The organism is Sulfitobacter sp. 1A13353 (assembly GCF_043557255.1).
Lineage (GTDB): Bacteria > Pseudomonadota > Alphaproteobacteria > Rhodobacterales > Rhodobacteraceae > Sulfitobacter > Sulfitobacter faviae.
This window is the reverse complement of sequence record NZ_JBIFFS010000001.1, coordinates 547579-562004: the sequence shown is the minus strand read 5'-3', so window position 1 is coordinate 562004 and position 14426 is coordinate 547579. Positions and strand designations below refer to the sequence as shown.

The window sequence follows — 14426 nt, the reverse complement described above, 5'->3', positions numbered from 1 at the left end:
CACGCGTCCCCCATGCGCTAAATCATGCAGCATGACCCCTGTCCTCTACTCCTTCCGCCGCTGCCCCTATGCCATGCGCGCGCGTCTCGCCCTCGCGGCCGCGCAAACACCTGTCCATCTGCGCGAAGTCGTCCTGCGCGACAAACCGCAAGCCTTCCTCGACGCCTCGCCCACCGCCACCGTGCCCTGCCTCGTCACCGAAACCGACCCGATCGACGAAAGCCTCGACATCATGAAATGGGCGCTGACCCAGAACGATCCCGAGGGCTGGCGCGACATGCCGCCCGAAGGCCACGACTGGATCGCCCGCGCCGACGGCCCGTTCAAAGACGCGCTGGACCGCACCAAATACGCTACCCGCTACCCCGAGGCGGACCCCGAAGAGCAACGCGCCAAGGCGGCAACCTTCCTCCATGACCTCGACGCGCAACTGGGGGACTGGATCTTTGACCGCCCCACGCTGGCGGATTACGCGATCCTGCCCTTCGTGCGGCAGTTCGCCTTTATCGACCGCGCTTGGTTCGACGCGCAGGACTGGCCCGCGCTGCGCGGCTGGCTCGACCGCTTCCTCGCGTCGCCCCGCTTTGAAAGCGTGATGGATAAATACCCCCAGTGGCAGCCCGGGGATACGCCGGTGTCATTCCCCTAAGGCGGTCACCCAGCCCAAGGACCGCTCCGTCGGGCCGCCCGGACTATACTCCCCGCTGACGAAACCGTCATAGCCCGCCCGCAGCGCGGCAAAGAGCCCGTCGAAATCGACATCACCGCTGCCCGGCGCGCCGCGCTCTGGCGCATCACCTAGCTGCACATGGCGGATCAGGGGGCGATATTCCTCGAAAACCGCCACGGCATCGCCGTGGATCATCTGCGCGTGAAAACTGTCGAATTGCAGCGCCACATTCGGCGCATCTACCGCCGCCAGCAGCTCCGCCGCCTGCGCGTAGTCGTTCAAGAAATACCCCGGTTTGGCCTGCGGACAGAGCGGTTCGATCATCAGGGTGACCCCCGGCGGCGCCTCTGCTGCGGCATGGCGCAGGCTCGCCACAAAAGCCTTTGCCGCCGCTGGCCCCTCGGCCTCCCCGGCCATGACATGCACCATTCTGGGCCGCAGCGCCTCTACATAGCGCCAGACCCGGCGCATATCATGGGCGAAACGCGCCTCCCCTCCCGGCTGGGCGGCGAAACCGGGCGGACCGCCCGTGTAATTCGGCGGCGGCGCGTTGATCAGGGCGAGCGTTAAGCCATTGCGCAGCAAGGCGCGCTGCGTCTCTTTCGCGGGCATGTCATAGGGGAACAAGACCTCAACCGCGCCAAACCCCGCCTCCGCCGCTGCGTCGAACCGGTCCAGATAGGGCAGTTCGGGCCAAAGCAGCGATAGGTTGGCGGCGGGGGTGATCGGCATTCGGGTCTTTCGGTGGACTTACGGCAGGTCTTCCGATGGGATGATGCCAAAGAATTGCCCACCCGACCAGACACCAAACCAGCCATCGCGGTGCTGGCCCAGATCGACCAAGCGATAAAAGCTCTTGCGGTCGATCAGCGCCTCCAGATTGCGGCGCACCAGCACATAGGGCGCAGGTTCGCCCGTCTCTTCATCGCGGACCACGCGGATCGGATGGGCCGCCCCTGCCTCGGCCACATCGCCCAGATTGGTCAAAAACCGCAACTGCTGCGCCTCGCCCGCGCCCTCGGCCTCGAAATCCACGGCGACGAATGGCGCGTCTTCGACGGTGATGCCCACCTTCTCCACCGGAGTCTTGAGGAAATAGTCATCCCCCTCGCGCCAGAGAATCGATGCGAACAATTTGACCATTTCGATCCGGCCAATGGGTGTGCCTTGATAGAACCACGTCCCGTCGCGTTTGATCTGCATGTCCAGATCGCCGCAAAATTCCGGGTTCCACTTCTCAAGCGGCGGGGTTCCGCGCGCTTTTGCGGCCTTGGCGGCTTCGATCAAACTGTCTGCCATGGGTGTCACGGTATTTTGTCCGCTCATTGGTTTTGCCATTCCCTTTGGTCGCGATACACTTACACCTGAAAGATATAACTCCGGGGAAAGAAATGTCATGGCCGAAGCGGATGATCTGATCGCGCAAATCGAAGCGCTGACCGAAAAGCTCGCCGCGGCGAAGCAGTCGATCACCGGGCGTTTCGTCGGGCAAGAGCAGGTCGTCGACCTTGCGCTGACAGCGCTGCTCTGTGGTGGGCACAGCCTGCTGATCGGCCTGCCGGGCTTGGGCAAGACCCGGCTGGTTGAGACATTGAGCACGGTCATGGGCCTGCACGGCAACCGCGTGCAATTCACCCCCGATCTGATGCCCGCCGATATTCTGGGTTCCGAAGTGCTCGACACCGCGCCCGACGGCAGCCGCGCCTTTCGCTTTGTCGAAGGGCCGATCTTTTGCCAACTTCTGATGGCCGATGAGATCAACCGCGCCAGCCCGCGCACGCAATCCGCCCTGTTGCAGGCGATGCAAGAGAAGACCGTGACCGTCGCAGGACAGGACCGCGCGCTTGGCCAGCCCTTCCATGTGCTGGCCACGCAAAACCCGATCGAGCAGGAAGGCACCTACCCCCTGCCCGAAGCGCAGCTTGACCGTTTCCTCGTGCAGATCGACGTGGCCTACCCCGACCGCGCGACCGAGCGGGACATTCTGCTGGCCACCACCGGTGTCGAAGAGGGCACGGTGCGGCCGGTCTTCACCACCGAAGAACTGCTCTCTGCCCAGACCCTGCTGCGGCGGATGCCGGTGGGCGATAGCGTGGTGGAACTGATCCTCGACCTTGTCCGCGCCTTCCGCCCCGATGAGCCTGAAGCCACCCAGCCCGTGCGCGACAGCGTCGCTTGGGGCCCCGGCCCCCGTGCCGCGCAGGCGCTGATGCTGACCGTGCGCGCCCGTGCGCTGCTGGAGGGGCGGTTGGCCCCCTCTGCCGAAGATGTGCTCGCCATGGCCCGCCCGGTGCTGAGCCACCGGATGGCGCTGAACTTTGCCGCCCGCGCGCGCGGCGAAAGCCTGCAAGGGCTGATCGACGCCACCGCCGGTCAATTGATCGGGAAAAAGGCCGCCGCGTGACCCATAGCCCCCTGTCCCTCAGAGCCAGCGCCGAGGGCGAAGCGGCCCGGCTGCCCGCCCTGCTGGCGCGGGCCGAGCATTTGGCCGGTGCCGTTCTGCCCGGCGCCCATGGCCGCCGCCGCGCGGGGACGGGGGATGATTTCTGGCAATACCGCCCGGCACAGATCGGTGACAGCCGCCGCATGGTCGACCACCGCCGCTCGGCCCGTGGCGATCAGGAGTTCGTGCGCGAGCGCGAGTGGCAGATTGCGCAGTCCGTCATGCTCTGGGTTGATCAGGGGGCCTCGATGCGCTTTGCCTCGGACAAGGCGCTGCCTGACAAGGCCGATCGCGCCCGCCTTCTGGGCCTTGCGCTGGCGATCCTGCTGTTGCGCGGGGGGGAGCGTGTGGGCCTGACTGGCATCGCCCTGCCCCCACGGCGCGGCAATCCCCAGGTGCTGCGACTGGCCGAATTGCTCTGCCAAGACGATGGCCAAGACTACGCCCCGCCAGAACATCGCGGCATGATCCCCCATGCGCGGGCGGTTTTCATCTCGGATTTCATGGGCGATCTCGACCCGGTGCAGACCGCGCTGACCAAGGCCGCCGACCGTGGCGTGCGTGGCGTGCTCTATCACCTGTTGGACCCGGCGGAGGAAGCCTTCCCCTTCGCGGGCCGTACCATTTTCGAAAGCGTCGGCGGCAGCCTGCGCCATGAGACGCTCAAGGCGAATGACCTGCGCGACCGCTATCTCGATCGGCTGGCGGCGCGCAAAGACGCCTTGCAGCAACTCTGCGCCCGGACCGGCTGGCGTTACGGGCTGCACCACACCGATGCCACGGCGCAGTCGGCGCTGCTCTGGCTCTATGGCGCGTTGGACGCGCGGCAGGGGAGTGCTGCATGAGCGTTTTCGGCGGCATCGGTTTCACCGCGCCTTGGCTGCTGCTGGCCCTGCTGGCGCTGCCAATTCTGTGGCTGATCCTGCGGGCCGTGCCGCCCGCCCCGGTCCGCCGCCGCTTTCCCGGCGTGGCGCTGCTCTTGGGGTTGGCGGATGACGACAGCACCAGCGACCGCACCCCGTGGTGGCTGCTTTTGCTGCGGATGCTGGCCGTGGCCGCGATCATCATTGGCCTTGCCGGGCCGGTGCTGAACCCACAGGCCGAGGCGGAAGAGGGCAGCGGCCCCTTGTTGATCCTGCTCGACGGCTCATGGGCCGGGGCCAGCGGCTGGGACCGACAGATGGCCGCCGTTGACGCGCAACTCACCCGCGCCGGACGGGCGGAGCGGACGGTGGGCATCCTCAGCCTCACCGACCCGCAGGTGCCGACCTTCCAATCCGCCGATGCGTGGCGCAGCCGTTTGGCGGGGCTGAGCCCCGCCCCGTGGCAACCCGCCCCGGCAGAGATCGCCCGCGCGACCGAGATCATGGCGGCCCTGCCCGCTTTCGACACCCTGTGGTTCAGCGACGGGTTGGACTATCCGGGCCGCGATGATCTGCTTGCCGCGCTGCAATCCAAAGGCGCGGTCGAGGTGCATCATTCCGCAGGCAATGTCATCGGCATCGCGCCCGCAGTCTACCAAGACGGCGCGATCGACCTGACCCTGCGCCGCGCCGCGCCCGGACCGGAACGCGCGGCGGTGGTGCAGGCCCATGGCCGCGATCCGGCGGGCAACGCCCGCGTGCTCGCCACCGCCAATACGACATTCGAGGCGGGCGCGACCGAGGCCAGCACCTCCCTCTCGCTGCCCGCCGAAATGCGCGCGCGGCTCACCTCTTTCGACATCGCGGGCCAGCGTTCCGCCGGGGCGCGCAGCTTGGTCGATGACGGGCTGCGCCGCCGCGAAGTCGCGCTGATCCGGGGGCGCGGGGCGCAGGAGGGGCTGCAACTGCTCTCACCGCTGCATTACATCGAACAGGCGCTGGCCCCGAGTGCTGATCTGATCGACGGCACCCTGACCGAGGTGCTGCCCGCCAACCCCGATGTGATCGTGCTGGCGGATGTGGCCACCCTCGCCCCTGCTGAGGCCGAGCCGCTGCAAGAGTGGATCGACGCGGGCGGCATGCTCATCCGTTTCGCCGGGCCGCGCGTGGCGGCGAGCGATGTCAGCCGCATCGACGAAGACCCGCTGATGCCCGTGCGCCTGCGCGCCGGGGGCCGCAGTGTCGGCGGCGCGATGTCTTGGGGGGAGCCCAAGGCGCTGGCCCCTTTCCGCAACGGGTCGCCATTCTTCGGGCTGACGGTGCCCGAAGATGTGACCGTTTCGGCCCAAGTCGTGGCGCAACCCGACCCGACGTTGGCCGACCGGGTGATCGCCGCGCTGAGCGATGGCACCCCGCTGGTCACGCGCAAAGCGGTGGGTCAGGGGCAGATCGTGCTGTTCCACGTCACCGCCACGGCGGAATGGTCCACCCTGCCGCTCTCGGGTCTTTTCGTGCAGATGATGGAACGGCTGGCCGTGTCATCGGGTGCCAGCGCCCCCGAGGCCGAGAGCCTTGAGGGCACCACATGGACCCCGCTGCGGGTGATGGACGGTTTCGGCATCCTGTCGGACGCGGGCAACCTGCCGGGCGTTGCGGGGCCTGACCTAATCTCGGCCCCCGCAGGCCCCGCCCTGCCGCCCGGCATCTACGGCGCCGAAGAAAGGCGTCTTGCGCGCAATGTGCTGACCGGCGAGACCGCCCTCACCGCCGCCACATGGCCCCCCGATGTGCCGCTGCGCGGCCTTGCCCTGCCGCCGGAACAGCCACTCGCCGGGGCGCTTCTGAGCCTCGCCATCCTCTTGCTCGTGGCCGATGTGCTGGCCTCTCTCGCCCTTTCGGGGCTGCTGCTGCGCCGCTCCACTGGCAGCTTGGCGCTGGCCTTGGGGCTGGCCATCGCCCCGCAGATGGGCGACGCGCAGGAGAATGACCCCGAAAGCTTTGCCATACGCTCGGCCTCTGAGGTGACGCTGGCCCATGTGCTGACCGGCAACAGCGACGTTGACGAGATCGCCCGCGCCGGGCTGATCGGCCTGTCGGACACGCTCTATTTCCGCACCACGGTGGAGCCCGACCTGCCCACCGGCGTTGATCTTGAACAGGACGAACTGGCCTTCTTTCCGATCCTCTATTGGCCGGTGACCCCCGACCAACCGCAGCCCTCGTCCGAGGCTTATGGCAAGCTGAACGACTACCTCCGCTCGGGCGGGCTGATCCTGTTCGATACGCGGGACGCGGATATCGCCAGCTACGGTGCCGCCAGCCCGAATGGGCGCAAGTTGCAGGAACTGGCCGCGCCGCTCGACATCCCACCGCTGGAGCCACTGCCGGGCGATCACGTTCTGACGCGCACCTTCTACCTGTTGCAAGACTACCCGGGCCGCTACAGCAGCCGCGATGTCTGGGTCGAGGCTTCGCCGCCCGATGCCGAACGGATTGAGGGGATGCCCTTTCGCAACCTCAATGACGGGGTGACGCCGGTGGTGATCGGGGGCAACGACTGGGCCGCCGCTTGGGCCGTGCGCCGCGATGGCGCGCCGCTTTTGCCCATCGGGCGCGGCTTTGCCGGAGAGCGGCAACGTGAACTGGCCTATCGCTTTGGCGTGAACCTTGTCATGCATGTGCTGACCGGCAACTACAAATCCGATCAGGTCCATGTGCCTGCGCTGCTGGATAGGTTAGGCCAATGACCGGAACCGTGCTTTTCGACCCGCTGATCCCCCTGCCGCTGCTGATCGGCCTTGCGGTGCTGGCCGCGCTCGGCCTTCTGCTGGCGCTGTGGCGCGGCCTGTCGGGCTGGGCCCTGCGGGGCTTGGCGGCGGCGGTGGTTCTGGCCGCGCTCGCCGGGCCGTCCTACCAGACCGAAGACCGCGCGCCGCTGTCGGACATCGTGTTGCTCTTGGAAGACGAAAGCGCCAGCCAGCGGCTCTCCGACCGTGCCGCGCAGACCGACGCGGCGGCAGAGGCGCTCTCTGCCCGCATCACCGCCCGCCCCAACACCGAGCTGCGCCGGATCACCGTCCCCGATGGGGCCGAGGATGCCGGCACCCGGCTGATGACCACGCTGGCCGATGCGTTGGCCGAAGAGCCACGCGCGCGGATCGCGGGCATTCTGGCGCTCAGCGATGGCCGGGTGCATGATGCGGACCTGCCGCTCGACCTGCCCGCGCCGCTGCATCTGCTGCAAACCGGCCGGACCGAGGATTGGGACCGCCGCCTGACCGTGCGCAATGCCCCGGCTTTTGCCATCATCGGAGAGCCGGTGACCCTGACCCTGCGCATCGACGATCTGGGCGCCGCGCCCGAGGGTGGCGGGCTGACCCAGCTTGATATCTCTGTCGAAGGGGAAGAACCGCAGAGTTTCAACGTGCCCATTGACCAAGACCTTGAACTGCCCGTGGCCCTGCCCCACGGCGGGCGCAACGTGATCCGCTTTTCCCTGCCCGAAGCCGAGGGGGAGTTGACCGACCGCAACAATGCCGCGCTGATCCAGATGAACGGCGTGCGCGACCGGCTCAGCGTGCTCTTGGTCTCAGGCGAGCCGCATCCCGGCGGGCGCACGTGGCGCAACCTGCTGAAGTCCGACAGCGCGGTCGATCTGGTGCATTTCACCATTCTGCGCCCGCCCGACAAACAGGATGGGGTGCCGGTGAACGAGCTGTCGCTCATCGCCTTCCCGACGCGCGAGTTGTTCATGGAAAAGATCGACGACTTCGATCTCATCATCTTTGACCGCTACCAACGGCGCGGCATCCTGCCTGCGCTTTACCTTGATAATGTGGCGCAATATGTGCGCAAGGGCGGGGCGGTGCTGGTCGCCGCCGGGCCGGATTTTGCCAGTGCCGACAGCCTCTACCGGTCGCCGCTCGGCACGGTGCTGCCCGCCACCCCCACCGCGCGGGTGTTGGAGGAAGCCTTCCCCCCGGTCGTCACCGACATCGGCCAGCGCCATCCCGTCACCTCAGACCTGCCCGGCAAGGGCGACTGGGGCCGCTGGCTGCGCCAGATCGACGTGACGGCTGACAGCGGTGACGTGGTCATGACCGGCGCGGACGACCGCCCGCTTCTGGTGCTGGATCGCGTGGATGAGGGGCGCGTGGCGCTGCTCGCCTCTGACCACGCATGGCTGTGGAACCGCGGCTATGAGGGCGGCGGCCCGCAGTTGGAATTGCTTCGTCGTCTGGCCCATTGGATGATGAAGGAACCCGAGCTTGAGGAAGAGGCGCTGATGGCCTCTGCCCAAGGCCGGACCATGCGCATCACCCGCCGCACCTTGGACGAGACCGTGCCCCCCGTCACGATCACCGCCCCCGATGGCAGCACGACCGAACTGCCCCTCGCCCCCGCCGGGCCGGGCCGGTTCGAGGCGGAATATACCGGCGAAGAGATTGGCCTCTACCGGCTGGAGAACGGCGATGAGGTCACCGTCATCGGCCTCGGCCCCGCCGCCCCGCGCGAGTTTGTCGAGACCATCGCCAGCGACGCGGCCCTGCGCCCGGCAATCGACAGCCTGCGCGGTGGGGTGGCACGGATGGAGGATGGGCTCCCCCGCCTGCGCGACGTGCGCCTTGGCCGTCCCGCCGCCGGGCGCGGCTGGCTGGGGCTGACCCCGCGCGGCGCTTACGAGACGCGCGATGTGCGACAAACGCCGCTGCTGCCAGGGTGGCTGGTGCTCTTGCTCTCGGCGCTCTTCATCATTGCCGCATGGCTGCGCGAGGGCCGCCGCTAAAGCGCCCGCAGCAGCAAGCCGCCCGCCAGCGTCACCACGACCAAGCCCGCCGTCAACTCGGCCACCGCTGCGGCTTGGGCCAGCCTCGGCGATCCGGCCAGCCCGCCCAAGACCCCGGCGCGCAGCCCCGTTGCGGCCAAGCCAGTGGCGATGGTGATCAAGCCGGTGCCGAGCGCCATGGCAAAGGCCCCCAAGATGCCGACCCCGCCGATCCCCATATGCCAAGTGATCACCAACACGAAAAGCGCGCCGGTGCAGGGCCGTATGGCAATCCCGCCGATCAAAAGCAGCGCGTCGCGCAGTCTGCCCGCGCGCTGAACCTGCGCCAGACTGGGCCCATGGGCATGGCCACAATGGCTGCATACTTCACCGGAATGCGCCGATCTGTCCTGCCGCGCATGGCGCAGCCCGCGCCAGATCAGCCAAAACCCGATGAGGGCAATCGCGCCATAGCTTGCCGGGGCCATGATGTCTTCGGTCACGCCGACCAGCGCCTCCCGCCCAAGACCCAAGAGGAGGATCCCCGCATAGACCAGAACCACGGCGGTCACCGCTTGGCCCAAAGATGCCGCGAGCGCGATCAGCGTGAGCCGCAGCACCGGCACCGCGCGCGCCAACCCATAGCCGCCGATCACGATCTTGCCGTGCCCCGGCCCCGCTGCATGGACGACGCCATAGGCAAAAGACGCCAGAAGCACCGTCCAGAACGCCGCCGTATCGCCGCCCCGCGTGGCGCGCAGCCCGCTGGCGATGCTGTTTTGAAACCCGCGCTGCTGCCCCGCGGCCCAATGGGCAAGGGCGTTGAACCCGCCTGACCACCACAGCGCCGCCAGCGCCAGAAGGGTCGCCAATGCCGCCAGCGCTATGATGCGTCGCATGTGATCACCACTTCATTGGCCAAGGCTTCACCGATCTCCGGCAGACCCACATCGCTTGGATCGGTATTGGCGTCCAGCGTGCTCAAGTCTTGCTGAAGGGCGCGCAGATCGGCATTCATATCCGGCATCTTGACCCGCGCGCGGCAGGTTTTACTGCCTTGGATGGTCACTTTCTGGGTCACCTCATAGGCGGTGTAATAGGTCGGATCATAGGGTTTGATGATCAGCCCATCCGCCGAGGGAGCCGGGCCTTCAACCGCGCGCAGATGGCTGGTGATGATCCGACCGTCGGCAAAGCGGGTTTCCACGTCCTGCGGACCCGAGAGCGCGACCTCTTCGCCCCCCTCCAGCAAGACCGTATCGCCGTTGAACCCTTCGATCCACTGCATGTCGAATCCGTTGAGAGAGGCGACTTCCGCCTGCGTCAACACGCCATCGTAATCGGGGTCGAGCCCGCGATCCTCGGTCACCAAGAGAGAGTAGAATTCGTCATAGGCCCATGTGATCCGCAGATGGGACAACCGACCCTTGGCATCAACGATCACCTCGAACCCGGTATCGACGAAGATATGCGGATGCGCGCCAAGCGGCGTGGCGCAGGCGATGACAGCGGCGGTGACGAGCGGGTATTTCATGGCGCTAGGTCTACGCCCCTTCGCCAAGCGCGGCAATCGCCCGGCGGGCGGCGCACGGCGGGAAGGCGCGCATCGCCGCCCCGCCCGCGGGTCAGTTCGACGGGTAGGGCCGGACAAAGACCGGACGCTCGGGCGTCGAGGCGTCGGGCTGATAGGCATAGCCGCCGCTGTCGAAATCCTGCAAGCCTTCCGGGTCATTCACCCGGTGCTGCACGATGTAGCGGGCCATGGCACCCCGCGCCTTCTTGGCGAAGAAGCTGACGATCTTCGGCCCCTTGCCATCGCCCTTATCTTCCATGAACTGCGGGGTGATCACCCGCAGTTTCAGCGCCTTGAGGTCCACCGCGCCAAAGTATTCCTGACTGGCGCAGTTCACCAGAACATCGCTGCCGGTCGCCTCGGCCTGTGCGTTCAACGCCTTTGACAGGCTGTCACGCCAATAGTCATAAAGGTTGCCGCCGCGGCGGGTTTTTAGCTTACTGCCCATCTCCAGCCGGTAGGCTTGGATTGCGTCGAGCGGACGCAGCACGCCGTAAAGCCCCGACAGGATGCGCAGGTGATCTTGGGCATAGGTCATCTCATCGGCATCAAGGCTCGTGGCCTCCAGCCCCTGATAGGTGTCGCCGGCGAAGGCCAGCGCGGCGGGGCGGGTGACCTCGGCTGTGGGCTCAGCCTCGAACGTCTGAAAGCGGTCGCGGTTGAGCCGCGCCAGATCGTCGCTCAGCCCCATCAGGCTTTTGAGATCGCCCAAGCTGAGATTGCGCGCAGTCGTCGCCAGCCGCACGGCGTCTTCCTGAAAATCGGGCTGGGTAACGGCGACATTGCGCTCAGCCCAATCAAGGCGTTTGGCGGGGGAAATAACGACGAGCATGGCAGTCTCCTTGGGGCGTTTCGGGGTGATCTAGCCCGCGTCGCGCAGAACGTCCAGAAAGGCCGGACCAAAGCGTTCAGCGCGTTTATCGCCGAGCAATCGTTCAATGGCCGAAGGGTCGGCGCTGCGCAGTTGGGCCACTTTCGCAAGCATCGCGGCAGAACAGCTCAGCGGCTTTTCGGTGCCCTGCGCGCCGCGCGCGAGGTCGGCTTGCACCTGCAAGAGTTGGTCATAGACATTGCCCGCCTCGCGCCCCGCCAGCTTGCGCCGCGCCTTATGCATCGGTTGCGCCTCGCCGTTTATGACTTCGAGGAAGGCCGCGCCGTAATTTTCCAGCTTCTTGGCGCCTACGCCGCCGATCCGCGCCATGGCGTCGAGGTCGGCGGGCCGTGCCTCGGCCATCTCGATCAAGGTGCGGTCGGTGAAGATGATATAGGCGGGCACGCGGGCCGCCTCGGCCAGCGCGCGGCGCTTGGCCTTGAGCGCCGACAAAAGCGGTGCATCCTCGTCGCTGACCATGGCTTTGACCGCGGGGCGGCGGTTGGCGCCCGCGGCCTTGATCGTGTCGCGGCGCAGCTTGATGCTGGCCTCGCCGCGCAGGATCGGCAAGGCGGCATCGGTCATGCGCAGCGCGCCGTGACGTTCGGCATCCGGGCGCACGAGATCATGGCCCATCATCTGCCGGAACACCGCCTGCCATTCGTTGCGACTGTATTCGCCGCCCACGCCGTATGTCGGCAGCGACTGGTGGCCGCGCTGGCGTACCTTGTCGGTCTCATTGCCCAAGAGGATGTCGATTAGATGCCCCGCGCCGAACCACTCATCCGTGCGCAGCATCGCCGAAAGCGCCTTGCGAACCGCCGTGGTGCCGTCGAACACCTCCGCCGGACTATCGCAAAGGTCGCAACGTCCGCAGGTGACCTCGGCCTCGTCGAAATATCCCAGAAGGGTTTTGCGACGACACTCCAGCGCTTCGGCCAGACCCAAAAGCGCGTTCAGCCGCCCGTGGTCGGCCGCGCGGCGTTCGGGCGGGGCGAGGCCTTCGTCGATCTGGCTGCGGCGCAGGCGGATGTCATCGGGGCCGAAAAGAGTGAGCGTCTCGGCCGGCGCACCATCGCGCCCGGCGCGGCCGATCTCCTGATAGTAAGCCTCGATCGACTTGGGCAGATCGGCATGGGCGACCCAGCGGATGTCGGGCTTGTCGACCCCCATGCCAAAGGCCACGGTGGCGCAGACGATCAGCCCGTCCTCTTGCTGAAAGCGGCGCTCGGCGATGCGGCGGTCCTCTGCCTCCATCCCGCCGTGGTAATGCAGCGCCTCCTGCCCCTGATCGCGCAGCGCCTTGGCCAGCCCCTCGGTCTTGGCGCGGGTGCCGCAATAGACGATGCCCGATTGGCCGCGCCGCGCCCCGGCGAAGGCGAGGATCTGGTCGCGCGGCTTGTTCTTGGCGGCAAAGGCGAGGTGGATGTTGGGCCGGTCGAAACCGCGCAGGAAGGCGCGCGGCGGGGTACCGTCGAAGAGCTTTTCAACGATCTCGGCCTGAGTCTCAGCATCCGCCGTGGCGGTGAAGGCCGCCAGCGGCACGTCGAGCGTGCGGCGCAGCTCGCCGATGCGCAGGTAATCGGGGCGGAAGTCATGGCCCCATTGGCTGACGCAATGCGCCTCGTCCACGGCGATGAGATTGACGCCAACCCGGCGCAGCATCCCCATGGCGGAGCCTGCCGCCAGCCGTTCCGGCGCCATGTAGAGCAGTTTGAGCGTGCCAGCTTCCAACGCCTCCCAAACCGCATCGGTCTCTTCGGGCGTGTTGCCTGAGGTGAGCGCGCCCGCCGCCACGCCCGCTTCCTGCAGGCTGCGGACCTGATCGCGCATCAGGGCGATCAGCGGCGAGATGACCACCGTCACGCCCTCGCGCATCAGCGCAGGCAATTGGAAACACAGGGATTTGCCGCCGCCTGTGGGCATGATGGCCAGCACGTTTTCGCCCTCGGTCACGGCCTCAACAATCTCTTGCTGGCCGGGGCGGAACCCGTCGAAACCGAAAACATCACGAAGAAGCGTGGCAGCGCCTGTCATGGAGAACCTGTAAGATTGTCTGCTCTTTTTATGCAGACTCCCACACTAACAAAGCGTGAACAAGGCCAGATGCCCGCGGCATCGGCGCGCGGGCGGGCTGGGGCACGGGTCAGTAGAAGGCCGCTGCGTTGTTGGTCAGCACGATCCGCGCCATGGCAACGGCGATCAGCACGATCAGGGGGGCGAGGTCCAGACCGCCCATCGGCGGAATCACATTGCGCACGCGGCTATAGACCGGCTCAAGAATGCGGTTCAGCCCGTCCCAGATCTGCGCCACCAGCGGTTGGCGCAGGTTCAGCACCTGAAAGTTGATCAACCAAGACATGATGACATGGGCGATGACGATGAACCAAACGATGTTCAAAAGCAGCATCAGGATCTGGAACAGCGACGTCATGGAATATCCCCTTGGTTTGACGCAAGACAGTTAAGCGCCCCGCCCTCAAAGGGCAAGAGTGCCGCGACGTATATGCTTGACCGCGCTGCGCTTCCGCCGCAAATCCGCGGCGTCACGACAAAGGAAAGCCTCATGTTCCCGATCATCCGCATGGCCAAAGACGTCATCGTCGCCGCGCGGCAGGCGCCGCTGGACAATCTGACCGACACCCATGTCAGCCACCACATCTGCTGGCCGCATGACCTCGATATCTGGATGGAGTTGAACAACGGGCGGGCGCTGTCGCTCTATGATCTGGGCCGCACCGCCATGGCCCAGCGGGCCGGGCTGATCACGCTGCTGCGACAGAACAAATGGGCGATCACCATCGCGGGGTCCAGCACGCGGTTCCGCCGCCGCATCCGCATGTTTGAGAAATTCGAGATGCGCAGCCGGACACTGTGTTGGGACGGCAAGTTCATCTATCTTGAGCAATCCATGTGGAAGAAGAACGGCGAATGCGCGAGCCATGTGCTCTACCGTTCCGCTGTCACGGATCGCAACGGCCTGATCCCGCCGGAAAAGGTCCTGCAAGCGATGGGACGGCAGCAAGCTTCGCCTGAGGTGCCGGGCTGGGTGGCCGAATGGATCCGCGCCGATGCGCACCGCCCTTGGCCGCCGATGCAGGACGCGGCCCCGGCCCCCGCTGCGGCAGGGCCGCTTTCGGCCTGAGCTGACCGCCCTCCTCTGCCTCACCCCCGCCCTTACTGACGCTTGCGCCTTGCGCCCTGCCCTGCTCTAACTTGAAAAAGGGCAGGCCGCGAAAGG

At 66.7% G+C, this 14426-nt stretch carries 13 protein-coding genes; 6 read left to right on the top strand and 7 right to left on the bottom strand.

Annotated features, from left to right (window positions below; all coding sequences use genetic code 11):
* The first annotated feature begins 31 nt into the window (after window positions 1-31).
* Window positions 32-649, top strand: coding sequence for a glutathione S-transferase (locus tag ACGYLO_RS02730; protein ID WP_271688463.1), 618 nt, complete (start codon window positions 32-34; stop codon window positions 647-649).
* Here the strand turns inward: ACGYLO_RS02730 and ACGYLO_RS02725 are convergent.
* Window positions 638-1402: a hydroxypyruvate isomerase family protein gene (locus ACGYLO_RS02725; RefSeq protein ID WP_271688464.1), complete on the bottom strand. Its 765-nt coding sequence runs from the start codon at window positions 1400-1402 to the stop codon at window positions 638-640. The genes ACGYLO_RS02730 and ACGYLO_RS02725 overlap by 12 nt on opposite strands.
* An 18-nt stretch (window positions 1403-1420) precedes the next feature.
* Complete coding sequence (locus tag ACGYLO_RS02720) at window positions 1421-1996, bottom strand: DUF1285 domain-containing protein (RefSeq protein ID WP_271688465.1); 576 nt, start codon at window positions 1994-1996, stop codon at window positions 1421-1423.
* A 70-nt stretch (window positions 1997-2066) separates the two neighbouring features.
* Here ACGYLO_RS02720 and ACGYLO_RS02715 point away from each other — a divergent pair, with 70 nt between their 5' ends.
* The 4 genes from ACGYLO_RS02715 to ACGYLO_RS02700 are packed head-to-tail and all read left to right on the top strand — an operon-like array spanning window position 2067 to window position 8762.
* Entirely contained in the window at window positions 2067-3074 is a 1008-nt protein-coding gene (locus tag ACGYLO_RS02715) for a MoxR family ATPase (protein ID WP_271688466.1), read from the top strand.
* Window positions 3071-3958, top strand: a complete 888-nt coding sequence (locus ACGYLO_RS02710) for a DUF58 domain-containing protein (protein ID WP_271688467.1) — start codon at window positions 3071-3073, stop codon at window positions 3956-3958. Before ACGYLO_RS02715 ends, ACGYLO_RS02710 begins: the two co-directional genes overlap by 4 nt.
* Window positions 3955-6723 carry a DUF4159 domain-containing protein gene (locus ACGYLO_RS02705; protein WP_276154340.1) on the top strand — a complete coding sequence of 923 codons (2769 nt, stop codon included), beginning with the start codon at window positions 3955-3957 and terminating at the stop codon, window positions 6721-6723. The genes ACGYLO_RS02710 and ACGYLO_RS02705 overlap by 4 nt, the downstream gene beginning before the upstream one ends.
* Window positions 6720-8762, top strand: a complete 2043-nt coding sequence (locus ACGYLO_RS02700; RefSeq protein ID WP_276154341.1) for a hypothetical protein — start codon at window positions 6720-6722, stop codon at window positions 8760-8762. The genes ACGYLO_RS02705 and ACGYLO_RS02700 overlap by 4 nt, the downstream gene beginning before the upstream one ends.
* On the opposite strand, the gene ACGYLO_RS02695 is transcribed toward ACGYLO_RS02700, so the two are convergent.
* The 5 genes from ACGYLO_RS02695 to ACGYLO_RS02675 form a co-directional block, all read right to left on the bottom strand.
* Window positions 8759-9640 (bottom strand): nickel/cobalt transporter, encoded by an 882-nt coding sequence (locus ACGYLO_RS02695; RefSeq protein ID WP_271688470.1) that lies wholly within the window; start codon window positions 9638-9640, stop codon window positions 8759-8761. The two genes, ACGYLO_RS02700 and ACGYLO_RS02695, sit on opposite strands and share 4 nt — an antisense overlap.
* Entirely contained in the window at window positions 9625-10275 is a 651-nt protein-coding gene (locus tag ACGYLO_RS02690) for a DUF1007 family protein (RefSeq protein WP_394376346.1), read from the bottom strand. The genes ACGYLO_RS02695 and ACGYLO_RS02690 overlap by 16 nt, the downstream gene beginning before the upstream one ends.
* 91 nt (window positions 10276-10366) lie before the next feature.
* Window positions 10367-11146, bottom strand: coding sequence for a peroxide stress protein YaaA (yaaA, locus tag ACGYLO_RS02685; protein WP_271688474.1), 780 nt, complete (start codon window positions 11144-11146; stop codon window positions 10367-10369).
* A 30-nt stretch (window positions 11147-11176) separates the two neighbouring features.
* The gene (recQ, locus tag ACGYLO_RS02680) at window positions 11177-13222 is read right to left on the bottom strand and encodes a DNA helicase RecQ (RefSeq protein WP_271688475.1); all 2046 of its coding nucleotides are present in this window, start codon (window positions 13220-13222) and stop codon (window positions 11177-11179) included.
* Window positions 13223-13331: 109 nt separating this feature from the next.
* Window positions 13332-13619: a YggT family protein gene (locus ACGYLO_RS02675; RefSeq protein WP_067267829.1), complete on the bottom strand. Its 288-nt coding sequence runs from the start codon at window positions 13617-13619 to the stop codon at window positions 13332-13334.
* A gap of 132 nt (window positions 13620-13751) precedes the next feature.
* On the opposite strand from ACGYLO_RS02675, the gene ACGYLO_RS02670 reads away from it, so the two are divergent.
* Window positions 13752-14330 carry an acyl-CoA thioesterase gene (locus ACGYLO_RS02670; RefSeq protein WP_271688476.1) on the top strand — a complete coding sequence of 193 codons (579 nt, stop codon included), beginning with the start codon at window positions 13752-13754 and terminating at the stop codon, window positions 14328-14330.
* Window positions 14331-14426: the final 96 nt, after the last annotated feature.